At 35.9% G+C, this 17555-nt stretch carries 14 protein-coding genes; all 14 read right to left on the bottom strand.

Features of this window, described 5'->3' with window-relative positions; all coding sequences use genetic code 11:
* Window positions 1–211: 211 nt before the first annotated feature.
* The 14 genes from DWZ63_RS03555 to DWZ63_RS03620 all read right to left on the bottom strand — a co-directional run bounded on the left by DWZ63_RS03555 (window position 212) and on the right by DWZ63_RS03620 (window position 17409).
* On the bottom strand, window positions 212–982 hold the full coding sequence (locus DWZ63_RS03555) for a hypothetical protein (RefSeq protein ID WP_055945085.1): 771 nt from the start codon (window positions 980–982) through the stop codon (window positions 212–214).
* Between the two features lie 261 nt (window positions 983–1243).
* Window positions 1244–2890, bottom strand: coding sequence for a glycoside hydrolase family 43 protein (locus DWZ63_RS03560; RefSeq protein WP_055945087.1), 1647 nt, complete (start codon window positions 2888–2890; stop codon window positions 1244–1246).
* On the bottom strand, window positions 2890–4215 hold the full coding sequence (locus DWZ63_RS03565; RefSeq protein WP_022013699.1) for an MFS transporter: 1326 nt from the start codon (window positions 4213–4215) through the stop codon (window positions 2890–2892). Before DWZ63_RS03565 ends, DWZ63_RS03560 begins: the two co-directional genes overlap by 1 nt.
* 330 nt (window positions 4216–4545) lie before the next feature.
* On the bottom strand, window positions 4546–5406 hold the full coding sequence (locus DWZ63_RS03570) for an AraC family transcriptional regulator (RefSeq protein ID WP_022013700.1): 861 nt from the start codon (window positions 5404–5406) through the stop codon (window positions 4546–4548).
* Window positions 5381–7126 (bottom strand): AAA family ATPase, encoded by a 1746-nt coding sequence (locus DWZ63_RS03575; RefSeq protein WP_055945091.1) that lies wholly within the window; start codon window positions 7124–7126, stop codon window positions 5381–5383. Before DWZ63_RS03575 ends, DWZ63_RS03570 begins: the two co-directional genes overlap by 26 nt.
* A gap of 241 nt (window positions 7127–7367) precedes the next feature.
* Complete coding sequence (locus tag DWZ63_RS03580; RefSeq protein ID WP_055945095.1) at window positions 7368–9212, bottom strand: ABC transporter ATP-binding protein; 1845 nt, start codon at window positions 9210–9212, stop codon at window positions 7368–7370.
* Window positions 9213–9214: 2 nt separating this feature from the next.
* On the bottom strand, window positions 9215–11053 hold the full coding sequence (locus tag DWZ63_RS03585; protein WP_022013703.1) for an ABC transporter ATP-binding protein: 1839 nt from the start codon (window positions 11051–11053) through the stop codon (window positions 9215–9217).
* Between the two features lie 206 nt (window positions 11054–11259).
* Window positions 11260–11982 carry a GHKL domain-containing protein gene (locus tag DWZ63_RS03590; protein ID WP_243020473.1) on the bottom strand — a complete coding sequence of 241 codons (723 nt, stop codon included), beginning with the start codon at window positions 11980–11982 and terminating at the stop codon, window positions 11260–11262.
* A gap of 9 nt (window positions 11983–11991) precedes the next feature.
* Window positions 11992–12732: a LytTR family DNA-binding domain-containing protein gene (locus DWZ63_RS03595; RefSeq protein ID WP_172794173.1), complete on the bottom strand. Its 741-nt coding sequence runs from the start codon at window positions 12730–12732 to the stop codon at window positions 11992–11994.
* A gap of 53 nt (window positions 12733–12785) precedes the next feature.
* Window positions 12786–13448 (bottom strand): TRIC cation channel family protein, encoded by a 663-nt coding sequence (locus DWZ63_RS03600; RefSeq protein WP_055945105.1) that lies wholly within the window; start codon window positions 13446–13448, stop codon window positions 12786–12788.
* Between the two features lie 399 nt (window positions 13449–13847).
* Window positions 13848–14492, bottom strand: a complete 645-nt coding sequence (locus tag DWZ63_RS03605; protein ID WP_055945108.1) for an ATP-binding cassette domain-containing protein — start codon at window positions 14490–14492, stop codon at window positions 13848–13850.
* Between the two features lie 14 nt (window positions 14493–14506).
* Window positions 14507–15346 (bottom strand): hypothetical protein, encoded by an 840-nt coding sequence (locus tag DWZ63_RS03610; protein ID WP_055945111.1) that lies wholly within the window; start codon window positions 15344–15346, stop codon window positions 14507–14509.
* The gene (locus tag DWZ63_RS03615; RefSeq protein ID WP_055945114.1) at window positions 15339–16178 is read right to left on the bottom strand and encodes a hypothetical protein; all 840 of its coding nucleotides are present in this window, start codon (window positions 16176–16178) and stop codon (window positions 15339–15341) included. The genes DWZ63_RS03610 and DWZ63_RS03615 overlap by 8 nt, the downstream gene beginning before the upstream one ends.
* On the bottom strand, window positions 16153–17409 hold the full coding sequence (locus tag DWZ63_RS03620; RefSeq protein ID WP_118498751.1) for a hypothetical protein: 1257 nt from the start codon (window positions 17407–17409) through the stop codon (window positions 16153–16155). Before DWZ63_RS03620 ends, DWZ63_RS03615 begins: the two co-directional genes overlap by 26 nt.
* Window positions 17410–17555 lie beyond the last annotated feature (146 nt).

A 17555-nucleotide genomic window follows, 5' to 3' on the forward strand; every position in this document is an offset into this window, starting at 1 on the left:
AAGATAAGTCAATAATACATGAGTTTGCTCAATGTATTATTGACTTATCTTTTTTGGGGCTGAATAGCCTTTCATTTATGAAATGAAGTAAACACAAGCTGCATAGCAGCGACTGACAGCTTGCTGGCAGGTTTACGAATGTAATAAATGAGAGGCTGAACTGTTACTAATTTTCTGTTCAATCTTAATACATATATAGCCAAATATAGCTTTACTTAAACGAATATGAAACTGACTCGTTTCCTGCCAAATCTGAAACTACACAGTCTCCTTTAACTGTATATGATTTAATTATTTTTCCATTTTTTGATATTTTCTTGCCGTTTACTTCATCTATTCCTGATTTGTCCGTAATTTTGCAAGTTATCTTTTTACCTTTTCTAGTTACTTTTATCTTAGGTGCTTTTGTATCTTTCCAAACCTTGAGAATAGATTTATGACCATGTTTATCTGTAATTGATAAGGTATGCTTACCCTCCGGAATTTTTAATTTCGATGCTGTCTTAAATTCCATATTTAATTCAGCCGCTGTCTTTTTTCCGAAGTCCTCCCATGATACACTGTCGTTTTCTGCCGGCTTTCTTACTTTATCTAATTTGTAAGATTTCTTGCCGTCAAGCACTATCTTATCTACAGAGCCGGTATTATCAAGCACCTCATAACTTATGCACTTACCAAATTTATTAACATTACCTATCATTACATATCCTGTAAGTGGTCTTTGCTTTCCAGACCCTGAACCATAAACTGAATACGATACCGGATTATATCCTGAAGTCTCTGCATATTTTTCCCTAAATGATAACACCTCTCCGGTCTTTTTATAAAACGCTGTATCTTTGACAAGGTAATCCGTCTTTACTCCCGTTTTATAATATGGTGTCTTTACTTTTGCTGCATGGCTTACTTCTCCACATAACATACTTGTCATCAAACCTGCTGCAACTGCCATTGTCATAATTTTTTCAATCTGTCTTTTCATAAGCGTCAGCTCCTTTCTAAAATTAAGCGGACATTTGCAATCCACTCTGCTGCCTGATAGTGTTAAAGTTATTTCTAAACCTTTGTAATTTTGTCATTACTGTTTCACTTATAAAGACAGATATTTTTCTTATTTGTTGCAAAAAATTCAAAATTAATTTAAATATTTTTTTATCTTCCCTCAATGCCCAACAAGGCCGCATATACATTTTTATGTGTATATACAGCCCTGCATCCTTTTTTATTTTCTAATTTCTATATATTATTCCACCGCTTTGTCTTCATCTGCCTTATACTCAAAAAAATCAAAGTCAGCATAATGCTTATGCTTTACTCTGTCAGCACAGGTGATACCGACCATTGTTCCGGTAAATTCACCGTACTTACAATACTCATCTGAAAATTTTGTCGTATCAAACGGTATTCCTATCTTATTGTAATCTTTTCCGTTATAACTCCAGAAAAACTGCGAATGTTTTCCTCTTATTTCAAGCCTGAAGTAAATAGGTACATCATCTACTGCGAGCCTTGTGTTGACAAATTCCGTTTTTTCTCCGTTTTCAAGTGCGATTATCGAAATTGCACTCTTTCCGAGTGTCTCGCTGTAATATTTGCGGAGATTTATATAATTCATATTGTCATAATAGATTATAAGACCTGCTGAATGCTGGTGTACCTCCGGCACAAATTCCATCTTTGTTGTAACAGTGGCATACACACTTGTAAGTTTTCTTGCAAGTATGCTTACTTTATTTAAAGATGCTCTCGATTCCTGTCCACGCAGCCGGACATAACCTTTTCTTGCCGTTACATCGGCAAAACTCTGCGGCATGATTCTCGGTGCATAATAGAAATTGCCAAGTGTGTCATCATCAAAATCATCAAAATCCGGCACCTGTTTTACAGGATATTCAGGCAGCTTGCTCTCATCGCAATACTCTTTTGCAATATTGCTTCCGTCTGCCATGCGAAGCCATCCGTCCTCTGTCCATTTCATTTTCTGTATTGCCGTTTCACGGCCGAGTGTGCAGCGAAGTTCAGGTCTGAACGGTCTTGAACAAAGGTGCACAAGATATACCTCTCCAAGCTGTGTCTCAACATAACTTCCATGTCCGGCTTTTTGCAATACCACATCAGGATTGAAATATTTTGGTTTTAAATGGTCCGGGTCATGTCTCTCATTTGATACGAGCGGATTTGATGTGACTATAGGATTCATAGGGTCACCTTCATATGGTCCCCACACATTTTTTGAGCGTCCCATTGTTACACAGTGGTTATATCCCGTGCCGCCCTCCGCACACATAATATAATAATATCCGTTTCTCTTTGTAAGATGAGGTGCTTCGATACAACCTCTGTCCGTGCCACCACGCCATATGCGTTTTGGATAGCCGATTATCTCTTTCTTTTCAGGGTCGTACTCAGAGATTGCTATAACTCCTGGCTTTTCGTATCCCTCTCTTGTCTCCCAGTCAAGTGAAACAATATATTTTCTTCCATCATCATCGTGGAGTATTGATGCGTCAAATCCTGATGAATGTAAATATACCGGCTCACTCCACGGTCCTCTTATATCCTTTGCCGTGATAACAAAATTATCTACATCAAAATATCTTGCATTCATTGAGTTCATGACACCATACACAACATAGAACATATCTTCCTGCTCACAATATGTAAGACATGGTGCCCATATTCCCTTTGCTGAAGGAAGTTTTTTAAGGTCTGGATTTGTATCATCTGTGAGGACATGAGTGTAAAGTTCCCAGTTTTTCATATCCTTTGAATGATAAACCGGTATTCCGGGAAACCACTCAAATGTTGATACTGCAATATAATAATCATCGCCTTTGCGGCAGATACACGGGTCAGGGTTAAAACCTTTTAATATTGGATTTTTAAGCATTATTTAGCAGCTCCTTCCTTTTCAAGTGCTTCAACGATTCCGTCATACTCTTTATCAAGTTTGTAGAACCACATTACAACAACCTGTCCTATACAAAGGATTGCAGGAATCCAGATAAATGTGATTTCCGAACCCGTACCTGCTCCTGCTGCACCGATAACCCAGCCAAGGATTGCAGAACCAAGTCCGTTTCCTACCTTGAAACCAAAACTTGAAGCAGAATTTATAAGTCCCTCTGTACGGTAGCCTGTTTTCCACTCACCATACTCGATAGTATCAGATACGATTGCGAACATACATGATGAAATTCCTGCATTTCCAACACCTTTAAGTACACACGCAATCATTATTCCTGTCATATTTGTTCCGACGAAACCAAACATTGCAAAACCTAGTCCATAGATAACAGCTCCGACGATGAGCATATTTCTCTTACCAATCTTCTTAATGATAAATGCAGTAAAGAACATTACACCTATCTGAACAAGGTTTGCAACAAGATTCATTGTTCCGACCATATCACTGTTGTGGAGTATATTTTTTGCATAATATACTGCTGCTCCGCCGTTTAATGAATAATTGATAAAGATAAATACAAGTGTTATTGTTATCATCATCCAGTATTTATTCTGGAATAATAAACTGATTCCCTTTACAAATGGAACTTTTTCCTGCTTTGTATCTTTTGCAGGAACTACACGCTCTTTTGTCCCCGTAAATGTAATCATAAATACGATTACTGCCAAAATTCCAAAGACGGCGAATGTCTTTGTCCATGCTGAAAGATTATTTCCGAAAAATTCAACTAAAGGAAGTGTAAGATTTGTTATAATCAATGTTCCTGTTGTAGCCAATATCATGCGGAAAATGCTGAGCACTGAACGTTCGTACTGATCCTGTGTAATCAGTGAATTAAGCGTTGCATACGGTACATTTATAGCCGTATATATAACAGAAGAAACTAAGTTGTAAGTTATAAAAATATACGCAAGTTTTGCTGTATTGCCAAGTCCTGACGGCACGGTAAACAGTAGGATTCCTGCCAGTGCAAACGGTATCGCCATGCGGAGTATCCACGGTCTGCACTTTCCAAATCTTGATTTTGTCCTGTCAACAATAATTCCCATTATCAGGTCCGTAATACCATCAAACACTCTTGACAAAAGCATTATAGTACCGATAACACCTGCACTTACATGAACATAATCTGTGTAATAAAATAATAGAAATGATGACATTGCCGAGTAGATGATGTTACATCCTAAATCTCCACAACCATAAGAAAATCGCTCCCAAAAACGGATTTCACTTTTTTTCTGACTCATAACGAGCCCTCCTTTCGCATTTTGCATATTATAATGAACATTTATGAGTTCATCATGTAATAACCGGTTTACAGGGGTAAATGTAAAACAATCGTTATGATGTTTTGCATTTACCTTTAATGTAACTATAGTATAAATGCTAAAGCCAAAAATGAAATCCATCTATTCAGACGCAAAAAAGGTATTATTCCGACTTTTAGTATATAATGCACAATTCAAAACCAACTGACAATGCAGCAAACCATAACATCAGACTATAGCAAACTATCTTTTTACTTAAGCATAATAATATAAACAAAATAAAAGACACCATAAAAATGCTGCCTTTATCTATGTCTTATATTTACTTTGTTCTTTTTTCCTGTGTTCCCTCGGTGTGCAGCCGTACTGATTGCGAAAATATTTCATTGCAAGATGATGATTTGTGCATCCATGCCTTTCAAAAATATCAGCCACCGAATCATTTGTATTAACAAGAGCACGGTGCACATATCCTATACGCACAAGATATATATAATCAGTAACAGTACAGTTCATATATTTCTTAAAAAATCTTGCCATGTAATCAGGATTGTATCCAAATTTTTCTGCGATAACGGCTGTTGATATGCCATATGCATGATTTTCATCTATAAAATCCATTATGTCTTTTAATCGGTTAAAATACTTGTCATCCCTCTCAAAATCCCTTTGCAATAGTTTCTCCGAATAGGAATGGATAAGTGTAAATAAAAGTTCATAAAGCAGGCTGTTAAACCGAAGCAGATACCCCTCTGGTCTTACATCATAGATAACATACATATCCGTAAAAATCTTTTTCAACCGTTCAAGTTTTGTTCTTTCAACCTCATCCCCCGGATGCATATCAACAAAAAATCTTCGCAGATGCATTGACGGAACATATTTGTCATAAAAACGCTGTGGTATCTGAAGCACAAGTGCCTCGTTTTTTTCCGCTAGAACAGAATGGATTTCCCTCGGATTTGCCATAAAAAACTCACCGTCACTCGCCGTCACCTTAACACCTCTTGGAAGATTAAGCACAACTTTTCCCTTTATAACATAGACAATCTCAAGACTGTTATGCCAATGTGGTGAAACATAACTGCCCTCATCCTTAGACAGATAAAATCTCACATCTACATCCGGATTACTTGTCACAATTTCATGACGCATCTTTTCTGTTTCCATCTATCAACACTTCCTTGCCTTTAAACGCAAAACCATAATGGTGGATATTTGAAGGATTTACTCCTCTCCCTATCAGCTCTGCATCGTAATTTTTTTCTTCTATCTGTTTTAATGCCGCTTCGACTGTTTCCTCAAGTGTGTTTTCTTTTCTTGGATTTATTACTTTAAATTCTATAATGATACCTGGAAGTATTCTTCCCGTAGGAATACTTCCTTGATATTTTGCACTATTTTTATTTATAGGTTCTAGCATTATGTCATATCTGCCAAAACCGCTTTCTCTGTTTGAGGTTATGATATAGTTGTCTATCTGGTCTACCATAAGTCCTAAAACGAAACCGTGATAGAAGTTCTCCGGTCTTATTCTTGATTCTTCTTTTCCGGCTACATCAAAACAACTAAAGATATTAGCCGTAATCTCATTTATATAATAATTCATTGCATCTAAGTCACCTTGAATTAAGGCACTTACAAATTCACTTGACGAGTCGTCCCTTGTTTTGAACCAGTTATCAATCATCTTTTCAAACATTTTTTTTACTTCAAAGTTTGTTAGGCTTAATTCATATATGTTATTTCCTTCAGAATTTGCAAAGTCAACATAATCTACCTTTAAATAACCACTAGCTAATAATAAACTCCATATTGCTTCTGAACTTCCGTCAAGCTGATTAAAGACAATCTGTTCATCCAGTTTTGTTTTTATGCTTTTTCCTTCCAACAACTCCTCCATTATCACCTTAGTTTTTGAAGAACCTTGTTGTATCAGTTGTGATACAAGTCCATTTGAACTCGAATCTGCCCAGTATGTTTTATATTTTTTTTCGTCAAGAAAGTTAATTATCGACCATGGATTATATACATCTTTACTCGTGCCAAATGTAAAACCATCATACCATTTTTTTACTTTCTCTTTTTCACTTGAAAGTTCCTGCTCGTCAAGTGCATCAAATACTTCCTCCTCGGTAAAACCAAAACATTTTGAATACTCATCACTTGTAACTGTTATAACCTTAAGATTATTTAAATCACTAAAGATGCTCTCCTTGGAAACCCTTGTTATTCCGGTCATTATTGCTCGCTCAAGATATGGATTTGTCTTAAAGGTTGAATTAAAAAGACTTCTTGTAAATGCAACGAGTTCTTCCCAGTAACCGTTTACATATGCCTCCTGCATCGGTGTGTCATATTCGTCAAGAAGTATTATTACTTTCTTTTTATAATAACGGCTCAAATAATTTGATAACTCGTTTAATTTAAATGATATATCTTCATCCATTGGATTTTCCAAAAATGATATATATCTTGCCTTTTCTGTATCACTTATACAATCTGACTTAAGCAAAAATCTGTTACTTTCATATAAGTCAATAATCCTATCAGATATTTGTTTTCTCGACAATTCAAATGTATTCCCTTTTATCCCCGCAAAACTTAAAAAGATTACCGGATATGCTCCCTGAATTTCACGATACTTTTCATCCTCCCAGATATTAAGTCCTTCAAAAAGCTCTCCCCTGTCCTTATATTCATTTGAAAAAAAACATCTGAGCATATCCATATTCAATGTTTTTCCAAAACGGCGTGGACGGGTTATAAGTGTTACTATATCTTCATTTTCCCACCACTCTTTTATAAATGCTGTTTTGTCTATATAAAAAGTGTCTTTTTTCCGTATTGATTCAAAACTCTGATTTCCTATCCCTACAACTCTTGCCATACGCTCCCTCCTGTATGCATTTTTAACCTCACGCTAATCCTCATTTCTGAGTAGCTTTTTTACAAAATAATTCTATGAAAGCTATTCGCTTCCGCTCAGAAATAATATAGCCAACATAAGGCTATGCTTAACTTGCAAAAAATAGTTTCGTACAAAAACACACAATATTCTATAACTGCATTTTAACATTGAAACATCTCAAAGTAAAGAAAGATAAGTGCCGGAAGTTTTTTCAGTAACATCACTGAGTTTTCTGATAATATTTTGCCTGTATTTTCCAAAGCTTTGCATAAAGACCTTCCTCGTCGATCAATTTTTCATGACTGCCTCTTTGTACTGCCTTTCCATCATCAATCACAAGAATATCATTGCAAAACTGACAACTTGAAAGTCGATGCGATATATATACTGCTGTTTTTGTTCCAATAAGTTCATCAAATTTAGCATACACCTCGTATTCAGCAATAGGATCAAGTGCTGCTGTCGGCTCATCAAGTATGACAAATGGAGTATCGTGGTACAATGCTCTTGCAATCGCAAGTTTTTGTGCTTCACCACCTGATATATTAACTCCGGTTTTATCAAATTCCTTTGTAAGATATGTCTCATTTCCATACGGCATTCTTGCTGCCAGACTTGAAAGTCCTGCTTTTTTTACGGCATCATTTACATGCTCCCCATCATATTCCTGTGATGCTGCAACTGCCTGACCCAATGTAAATGCCGGTATCTGGAAGTCTTGAAATACTACACTGAACAGACTTAAATATTCCTTATAGTCATATTTTTTTATATCTATTCCGTTTAAAAGTATCCTTCCCTCGGTTGGATCATACAAACGGCACAACAGCTTGATAAATGTCGTTTTACCTGAACCATTTCTACCGACAACGGCAAGTCTTTCACCTATATTAAATCTGATAGAAAAATTCTCCAATACATTTTTCTCACTGCCCGGATAATGAAATGATACATTTTCAAACTCAATCATAAATTTATCGTCATCACGCTTTTCCACCGGCAGTGTTCCCTCGTATTTTTTATTTTTTATATCCATAAAATCAAGGTACTGTTTTACATATTTTGTATTCATTTTCAATAATGATACCTGCTGGTTCCATTTTTGAAAATGCCACAAAAAATTGGTAATGCATCCCGCATAAAGACATATACTTCCAACAGAAATTACACGCTTCAATGCCATAATGCCAAGCAAAAGATAGATCATTCCTGAGATTAATACATTTATTCCCTCTGCCCACTGGTTCATTCTTGCTTCAAGAATTGTCTGCCTGCTCAAAAGCTTTGATACTTTCTTAAAAATCTCATTAAGTGTTTCTGACAAAAGACTTTGCTGGTTAAACAGCCGCACTGTTTTTCCACATTCTTCTCTACCTATATATTCATCAACATAAAAATCATATTTTCTCGTATATGGAAGTCTTTCTTCTACACTTTTATTTATTTTAGCCTGTATCTTCTGTGTCATTCTCTGATTTACATACAAAAATATTATCAAAAATGCAACAAAAGATAAAACTATTAAAATTCCTTTCCACTCCTGTGTCTTATAAGCTGTAAGACATTTTACAAAAAGCTGTACTGTTATGATACCCGCAACGACAAGCTGAAGCAGACGCTCAACAAATGGTGTAGCTGTCCAGAAAAGCATATTAAGTCCACAGCCATGCTCACGAGCCATATTGTCAATATCGCGCCGTTTGTTTTGGATAGTTTCAGATTCCATATATTCATAATCCATCGACATAAGCTTTTTGTTTAATTCATGATTTGCATCCTCCCATATCATGGAACCACCATAAAAATAAAATTTTATCACCACACACATTGCAAAATACAAAATCCCATTTCCAACTGTAAGTCCTAAAAAATCTCCTAATATACGCTCTCTTTCAACCCTTAATACAAGGTCATCAATAAGGTGCGAAGCAAAAAACAAACCCCAGTAATTATACATTACATCAAATACAATAAATAATATAACAAAAATCTTTGGAATAGAAAGTGATGAATACACCAATTTCAATCCCCGCAGATTTGTTTTTATCATTTCTTTTTTAGACATATCTAATCCACCACCCTTTCCTGATAATATCTGCTCTGAAGAGAAAACATCTTTGCATATATTCCATTTTTTTCAAGCAGGCTTTTGTGTGTCCCCTCCTCAGCAATCTTTCCTCCATCAATCAAAATAATGCGGTCACAAAATCTTGTGCTTGACAATCTGTGCGATACAAAAAACGATGTTTTATTCTGCGTAAAGTATGCATATTTTTGATAAATATCATTTTCCGCTATCGCATCAAGTGCTGCTGTCGGCTCATCCAATATCAAAACTCCGCTGTCTCTGTACAATGCTCTCGCAAGCATCAGCTTCTGACACTGTCCTCCTGAAAAATCTGTTGCCTCATCATTTAGTGATTTTTCCATCAAGGTATCATCTTTCCCTGGCAACTCGTTAATAACCTCACTCATTCCAGCTTTATCAAGACATTCCCATACCCTGTCATCAACTTTGCCATTTAAAGGTTTCATACTGATATTTTCCCTGACTGAAAGCGGCAGAAAATGAACATCCTGAAAAACACATGAAAACCACGCATATATTTCCTGTTGCGTCATTGTTTCCATATCTACTCCGTTTAGAAGAATTTTTCCCTTTGTCGGATGTAAAAGTCCGCAAATAAGCTTCATAAGAGTTGTCTTTCCTGCACCATTGAGCCCAACAACTGCTATTTTTTCCCCTGCATCTATCTTAAGGCTCATATCATCAATGATGTTATGCTCTGAAGAAGGATATGCAAAGCTGACATGTTTAAGCTCTATCTGTGGTGCAGCTTTTTTAAGCTCAGCAGCTTCTGCCGACATATCATCACCATATATAATAAATTCTTTATAACGACCAAATGCTGATACACTATTTATAAGATGATGCAGATTAGTCATACCTGAGTTTCTCTGAAGCATAAAGCCTGATATCATTCCATTATAGAATATAACATCAGATATCGGCATCTCTCCTTTAAAAAATTTCCAGACTATCACTCCGTAAAATAATACATACGATATCATTTCAGGCAAAGCAGTAACCCCTTCTCCAAACAGACGATATTCCATTTCTTTTGCTTTATAATCAAGTCTTTTCTTACGATATTTTTTAAAAAGTGTATCGAACCAATTCTCCATATTGTACATTCTTATATCTTTCGCCATCGAAAAATCCTCGGTGCGTCTGGTAATATAATCCATCTTCTGCCAGACCTCACCACCCTCTTTTGCCCATTTTTTTTCGTATGCTCCTGTAAGCTTTCCACTAAAAAAGCTCACCGCAAACAACATTGCAAATATCAAAACAAGCCACCATTCAAGCCGGACAATAAATGCGATATAGACTATCAACATTATAAATGTTGAAAATAATTCAAAAATATCTTTCACAAAATACTTTAAATTTCCTGTGGAATCATCATCGCCAACCTTTCCACCAAACAGATCCTTTTTTACTACATTTTTAAGTTCAAGAAATTTCTTATCCTCCAGATAACTATAATCTACCATAAGTAATTTTTTCGCAAATCTGTTTTGCAGCCCTTTTGCAATAATCTGATTGCGACTTGTAATCTGTCCACTGAAATGCCATCTGACAATAACACATATTAAAAGCAAAAAAACTAAAGCACAAAGCTGAAGTATAAGCATTGTCATTCTGGCACTTTCTTCAACTCCCTGCACTACCAGCTTAGGCATATAAAATGGCAGTATCTGCTGTAATGCTGCAAATGGCAATGCTGCTAAGCCATAAAGATACACTTTTTTATCCATACTCCATATAGTTCTGATACAATCCCAAAATGCAGAACAATAACTTGGCATGGCAAGATTTACACCTCTTTTTCTCTCTCCCATTTTTCTCATCCTTTCTCAAAATATTTGATAAACTATCATGAACTGCTTTTAGTATAATAAAAAATCATACCTCTTGTGCCTTTTTTGCATAAGCGGTATGATTTTTAACTTAAGCGGTCTTTTATTCTTATATTCTTCTGATACAAACAAGTCACTACACGAAATTTATTGTTCTACACAATAAAAGCGATACTTTCTTAATACTGCTAAATATATGGCAACATTATCTCAGTCGCAAATACTCCCGGTTCATTCTGACGATTGAGGTATCCGTTTTTGTCATGAATGATCTTATCAATACGCTGTAAACCAAATCCATGCCCTTCACCCTTCATTGATAAATATTTTTTTGTCCGTTTTTTCTGATCTGTAGAATTGCTGACGGACATATAAAACTGTTTTTTAAATACACCTATATATACTCTGATAAATTTATTTTCTTTTGATGCAAGTTTTTCACATGCCTCTATTGCATTGTCCATAATATTTCCAAAAACAACGCAAAATTCCACATCCGTCATCGGAATTTCCTTTGGTATTTTTGCTGTTACATCAAGTTTTATGTCTTTCTTCTTTGCAAGAGATACCTTACTGTTTACGATAGCATCTGCCATAATATTTCCTGTTTTTATAACATGATCTATGCTCTCTAAATCCTCATTCATCTGTACAATATAATCCCTTGCATTTTCCCACTGTCTGTTTTCGACATAAATCTTAAGCACCTGCATATGATTTTTATAATCATGCCGCCATCCACGCATCTCACGATATGTATTGTCAATCTCCTCAAACTGACGCTCAAGAAGCTTGTTTTGATATTGCTCCATTTCACGCACCATATATCCCGGCAGCCATATTTTCAAAATGCTGAAAGATAATAATGCAATGAAAATGCATATTGAAACTATTGCTATTATAAGTTCCATAATAATCCTCTAATCTTCCTGTTTTCTATTGTAATCAATAAATTTCTGATTGACCTGCTTATACATTCTTCTGCTCACCGGAACAGTTTTTTCAAAGCTGCGGCACTCCTCTGCCATATACAGCTTATCTTTTTCTATACGCCATATATAACGGAGATTTATTGCAATTCCACGATAACAGCTTACAAAATCCTGCTTTGAAAGCTCACTTAAGGCTTCCTTTAATGAACCTGTTTTAAAAAATTCACCCTGCCTTGTCACATATTTCATATCATGACCAAACACTTCTATATAATATATATCCTTTTGTAAAACTTTAACAACACCCATATCTCCTGTCAATATCACATATGCTTCCTGCTGTGCTGCATTGCGGTAAACTCTCTCAAGACATTCAAAAATCTTTTTTTCCTGCACCGGCTTTATCAGATAATGAAGTGCCTCCACCTCGTAACCCTCAAGAATATATTCCCTTTCGCCTGTCACAAATATAATAGGCATATCATCACCAAGCCTGCGAAGATGCTTAGCCAAAGATACCCCATTTTCTCCAGGCATTCTTATATCAAGAAACAGTACATCAAAACTATAATCCTCTCTCGCAAAAAGAAATCTGGCAGCATCTTCAAAAATGCTGACCTCGCCTTCTATGCCTTTATCAGCATACCACTTGTATATCATGTCAGAAAGCCACTGAGCTTCTTCCAAAACATCTTCACATACTGCCGCTCTCATCTTCTCCTGTTCCATAGGACTTTCTCCTCTGTTTAAGTTTGTATTTTCTTTCCACCTTTTATAAAAAATCATTCTCCATATTTTATCTTAGGCAGATTCCACTCAAAATGAGCAGCCAGCACACGCACAACCACGACAAGCACCGAGCAACCGACTATTGCCGTGTTTCTTCCTATATAATTGTCAATGACAATATAAGCACCTGCTCCTACTGCCGATGCAACTGCATATATATGTTTCTTAAATATATATGGTATCATGCCGCTCATTATATCACGCAGAACACCTCCGCCCACTCCTGTTATAACTCCGACAAATATAAGTAGAAACGTATTTGTGTTGTAATCGCTGACCGTTTTTTTCGCCACATCTATTCCGATGACAGTAAATGCTCCAAGTCCTACGGCATCAGAAAACATCAGAATATTTTCATATATTTCCACAAATTTTTCACTCGGATTTTTTGTATGCTCAGACGCATTCATTATCATAAATATAAACACAAGACATGAAACAACTGCAGCTATACTCACATCTCTTGGATTTTTAAATACTGATGGTGGCGTATTGCCAAGCAGCACATCCCTTGTTATGCCGCCACCGACTGCCGTCACGATTCCAAGCACGCATACTCCGAGCAGATCCATCCTCTTTTTTATCGCAGTCATCGCACCTGATATTGCAAATGCAATCACACCTATTATATCCAAAACATCTATCAAATCATTCATTCTTAATCTCAACTTTCAATATGGTGTTTTATTTTCGGTTCCGTAACTACTTACCGTTCTTGCCATATCCATCCTCCTGCTATATTATATGTGCTCTCATTGTAAACTCCTGTTATTTTGTATTGTATTCTTTGTAACAGTTCAGCCTTGCATTTCTTACATTCATAAACCTGCCAGCAAGCTGTCAGTCGCTGCTATGCAGCTTATGTTTATTTCATTTCAGAAATGAAAGGCTATTCTACCATAAAAAGGTACTTAACAATACAATGAACAAGCTCATTGTATTGTTAAGTATCTTTTTATGGCTGAACTGTTACTATTATTTAGCAACATTCTAACATTTGGACATATTTCTGTAAAGAATAAGCCATCTTGATATTCTCAAAATGGCTTTTTCCACTACTTTCTCTCTGTTGTCAGTATCCCGTGATCCATCTCATAGACTTCATCACACAACACATCAATATCTTCCCTGTTGTGGCTTGCAACAAGCATAGTCCTCCCCTGTTCTTTCAGTTTCAGAAACAGTTTTCTCATATCGGCTACGCCCTGATTGTCAAGTCCGTTCATCGGCTCATCAAGTATCAGTATGTCCTGCCCCTCCATAAATGTCTGGGCAAGTCCGAGACGCTGTCTCATTCCCAGCGAATATTTCCTGACATGTTTTCTGCTTTTTGGGTCAAGTCCGACCATCTCTATTGCTTCGCATATCTCCTTTTTCCCAATCCTGTTTCTTATGTCGGCAAGAAATTTAAGATTTCTGTAACCTGAATAACTTCCCAAAAATCCCGGTGTTTCTATGATGCTCCCTATATTTTCAGGTGTTGAGTGACTCTTTGTAAGCTTCTTTCCATCAACTATTATCTCACCGTCACTCACACTGTAGAAACCACAAATCAGCTTAAAAAGAACAGTTTTTCCGCTCCCGTTTCTTCCGACAATCCCCACTATACTTCCCTTTTTAACCGTCAGGCTCACATTATCAAGCACCTTTTCTTTCCCAAACATTTTAGAAACATTCTTCACCACTATTTTATCTTCCATTTTGCTCTCCTCCATTATTTCACCAGCTCAAGTTTCTTCTGCATTACAAGCACAAAATTTACAATAAACAAAACCACTACACCCACAAAAAGACCACTGATTATATTCTTTGATGCACTTATATTGTTTCTTCCAAGATTATACCAGCCCTGCGGTGCATATTTCATAAACGAGCGTATAAAATCTGTTGTGTTCGTCTTTAAAAATATCCACGCAACGCTCCATACCGACAATACCACTGTTCCAAGTTTTCCTTTCTGCAGACCGTTCAGCAGAAATTCTACCATTCCATAACATATCCCCATCAGCAAAAATATCGTCATTGAAAACAGCAATGCCTGCGGTACCGTATAATTTTGAAATACATTTTTTGATATTACAAAGCCACTTGAATATCCAAGTTTTTTTACCGTTCCTGCCGCTGCACTTCCCCATACTTTTCCCCAGCTTGTAAATGTAAGATTTGTACCACACAGCAAAACTGAAAACACAAACTGTTCCAGCACAAAAACTATTGTTGCAAATACTATCGAAAACAGATGTCCAAGTGCAAAGCACGGCATACCGCATCTTTGTAATATCTGGTTCTGCACCCTCTGTTTCATCGGCACATCACTAAACCAGAGCAAAAGAAACAGTATTTCTATATTTCCGTAACTCACATCGGCAAAATAAAACGGCAGCACAGCCGGTGCTATAGGCAGGTTATAATCGTGTGAAAACATCCTGTATCCTCTTACTGTAACATCCATTATAATAAATGCCAAAACCGACAATATCAGGAACTTTGATGAAAAACACATAAGTTTTAATTCATAAATGGCAACCTTAAATACCTTTTTCATTTTATTCATCTTCCACACCTCCAAAAACACCGCTCCGTCTAAGTTTAAAACGAAAGACCAAAGATACGACAACCGCTATAACAGATATTTCTGCAAAAATTATCAATACAGTGATATACGGTGACATATTATACAAATCCCCAAACTGTCTCGTGGGATCAAATATTAAAGACGGTGTCATAAATGACGGCAGAAAAGGAATCTTTACCCATATATACTGAAATATAAACCAGAGTATCATTGGAAATGCTATGACAAGTTTTTTGTTTGGCACAAATATTGAGATAAATAATGTCATAAGTGAATAAAACGCATAACACAGACCTGATATAACTGCCAATGTAAAAAGATATTCCGTGTTTCTACCTGCAAGAAGTAATAGATTGTCTGTAACTCCGGAAATTGATTCTGGCGATTTTGGAAACATCGATGCCCCATAAACTATTGACACACCAAAAAAGCAAAACAAAATTGCAATAAAACCACATACAAATGCTCCTGTTAATGTCTGTATTATTTTGGAAAACACATACCTGTTTACTCCCATCCTGTTTATACGCATATATACTGAGTTTTCTTCATAATCAGCTGCATACAAAACAGCTCCGGTGCACGCTGCAAGACAGTATCCTACAATACTAAAAAAGCCTACATTTAAAAGATAATAATATGTAACACTATCCGTGTATCCTGTCTTTAAATCAGCTGCAAAATTTTCACTTGAACATACATCAAGCAGCGTTACCGTTCCACACAATATAACTATAATGATAAATACCGGTGATATAAACCACCTCCGCCATTCCATAATTTTTTTACCATGGTATAATTTCATTTCCATAACACTCCCCTGTATATCCGTCGTAGCAAAAATATGCAATTCTTTCTATTGATTCTTCATTATCATAAACTCCCACCAACCACACTGGTGTAATTACCGGCTTAACAGTTTTGGAACTGTCACTTGCATAGTAAGCAGCATACTGAAGCTCTATGGATTTAATCTTAACCTCATCTACAAGCAATTTTTTCTCATAAAATTTAATAACCTCTTTTAATGCTTTATTTGGCGAAATAATCTTCTGTTCATTCTTATATACACTGCCTGTCTCTCTAAAAGAATCAGCTTCTATATACTCAAGCTTTCCTTCACAAAATACAAGATATACCGATGTATCATACATTGAGCTCAAATGATCATTACCGGCACTTGTTGTCTTTGCCCATTTATCAGGTTTCTCATCCGCTTTTACCTGATAACCGGGATCAATATCTGAAAACTTAAGATTATCAACATCCTTATAAAATGCGAGCAAATCATACTGTTTTCCATCGTATTTAAGTTCTATATTCTGAGTATCATTGATAATCTTAGCAGATTTAGCATTTAATGAGCACATCCTGTATTTATCATTTATCTTTCTTCCTATAAGCTCCTCAACTGCTTTTTTATATGTACTGACATTTTTTTCAATCATGTTAGTATAATCAGTTTTTATATCATCTATATCTGCTTGCAGCCCTGATATTACTGCACTTATATGCTCTTTATCACTTTTTTCACCCAACATATAAAAACTTGGACAAAAATATGTATCACTGTTTCCTGTTACATTGTTATATGTATCCCATACTATATGCATTTTATATTTATCACCGTCATCAGATTTATATGTTCCTTCTATAACTGGTTCATTTTTATAATTTCTATTAATTTTTTTCCATGAAAGCTTTCCTGGTATAAGTCTGTTTAAAGTTTTCTCCATTTCCTTTTGTGTCCTGTTAAAAACAGTCGGATTATCAGTAAACTTCTTTGATGTACCTTTTATTTTTTCTTTATACTGGTTCATATAATATGACTTCATTCCATCCTTATATACTTCTGACATTGTGACATTTGCGTCAACCTTAAATTTTTCATCAATATCAAACGAAGCATGACCATTTGACATTTCTTCTTCGCTCAGTTCCTGTCTGTATGTTTTTTTCTCCGTCTTATTCTGTTTGCCGCCACAGCCTGTCAACAAACTTAATACACATATGATACATAATATTTGTTTAAATTTTTTCATTGGACATCCCTCTCTGCTAGATAAATTTTATGTCAGCAAGTCTTCACCCGCCACTTATTGCTTTTTCAGCAGTCTCTTTAAAACTTAAAGATTTCAAAACCCACACCTCCTTAACTTAAATTTTCATACCATCTTCCACCAAAAAT

The organism is Clostridium sp. AF34-13 (assembly GCF_003477845.1).
Taxonomy (GTDB): Bacteria; Bacillota; Clostridia; order Lachnospirales; family Lachnospiraceae; genus Butyribacter; species Butyribacter intestini.

Bases quoted from the DNA above. Each gene is read 5' to 3' on its own strand.
- DWZ63_RS03575 (WP_055945091.1), bottom strand. From the start codon at position 7,126: ATGGCAAGAGTTGTAGGGATAGGAAATCAGAGTTTTGAATCAATACGG.
- DWZ63_RS03560 (WP_055945087.1), bottom strand. From the start codon at position 2,890: ATGCTTAAAAATCCAATATTAAAAGGTTTTAACCCTGACCCGTGTATC.
- DWZ63_RS03600 (WP_055945105.1), bottom strand. From the start codon at position 13,448: ATGAATGATTTGATAGATGTTTTGGATATAATAGGTGTGATTGCATTT.
- DWZ63_RS03580 (WP_055945095.1), bottom strand. From the start codon at position 9,212: ATGTCTAAAAAAGAAATGATAAAAACAAATCTGCGGGGATTGAAATTG.
- DWZ63_RS03595 (WP_172794173.1), bottom strand. From the start codon at position 12,732: ATGGAACAGGAGAAGATGAGAGCGGCAGTATGTGAAGATGTTTTGGAA.
- DWZ63_RS03555 (WP_055945085.1), bottom strand. From the start codon at position 982: ATGAAAAGACAGATTGAAAAAATTATGACAATGGCAGTTGCAGCAGGT.
- DWZ63_RS03585 (WP_022013703.1), bottom strand. From the start codon at position 11,053: ATGGGAGAGAGAAAAAGAGGTGTAAATCTTGCCATGCCAAGTTATTGT.
- DWZ63_RS03570 (WP_022013700.1), bottom strand. From the start codon at position 5,406: ATGGAAACAGAAAAGATGCGTCATGAAATTGTGACAAGTAATCCGGAT.
- DWZ63_RS03605 (WP_055945108.1), bottom strand. From the start codon at position 14,492: ATGGAAGATAAAATAGTGGTGAAGAATGTTTCTAAAATGTTTGGGAAA.
- DWZ63_RS03615 (WP_055945114.1), bottom strand. From the start codon at position 16,178: ATGGAAATGAAATTATACCATGGTAAAAAAATTATGGAATGGCGGAGG.
- DWZ63_RS03620 (WP_118498751.1), bottom strand. From the start codon at position 17,409: ATGAAAAAATTTAAACAAATATTATGTATCATATGTGTATTAAGTTTG.
- DWZ63_RS03565 (WP_022013699.1), bottom strand. From the start codon at position 4,215: ATGAGTCAGAAAAAAAGTGAAATCCGTTTTTGGGAGCGATTTTCTTAT.
- DWZ63_RS03610 (WP_055945111.1), bottom strand. From the start codon at position 15,346: ATGAATAAAATGAAAAAGGTATTTAAGGTTGCCATTTATGAATTAAAA.
- DWZ63_RS03590 (WP_243020473.1), bottom strand. From the start codon at position 11,982: ATGGAACTTATAATAGCAATAGTTTCAATATGCATTTTCATTGCATTA.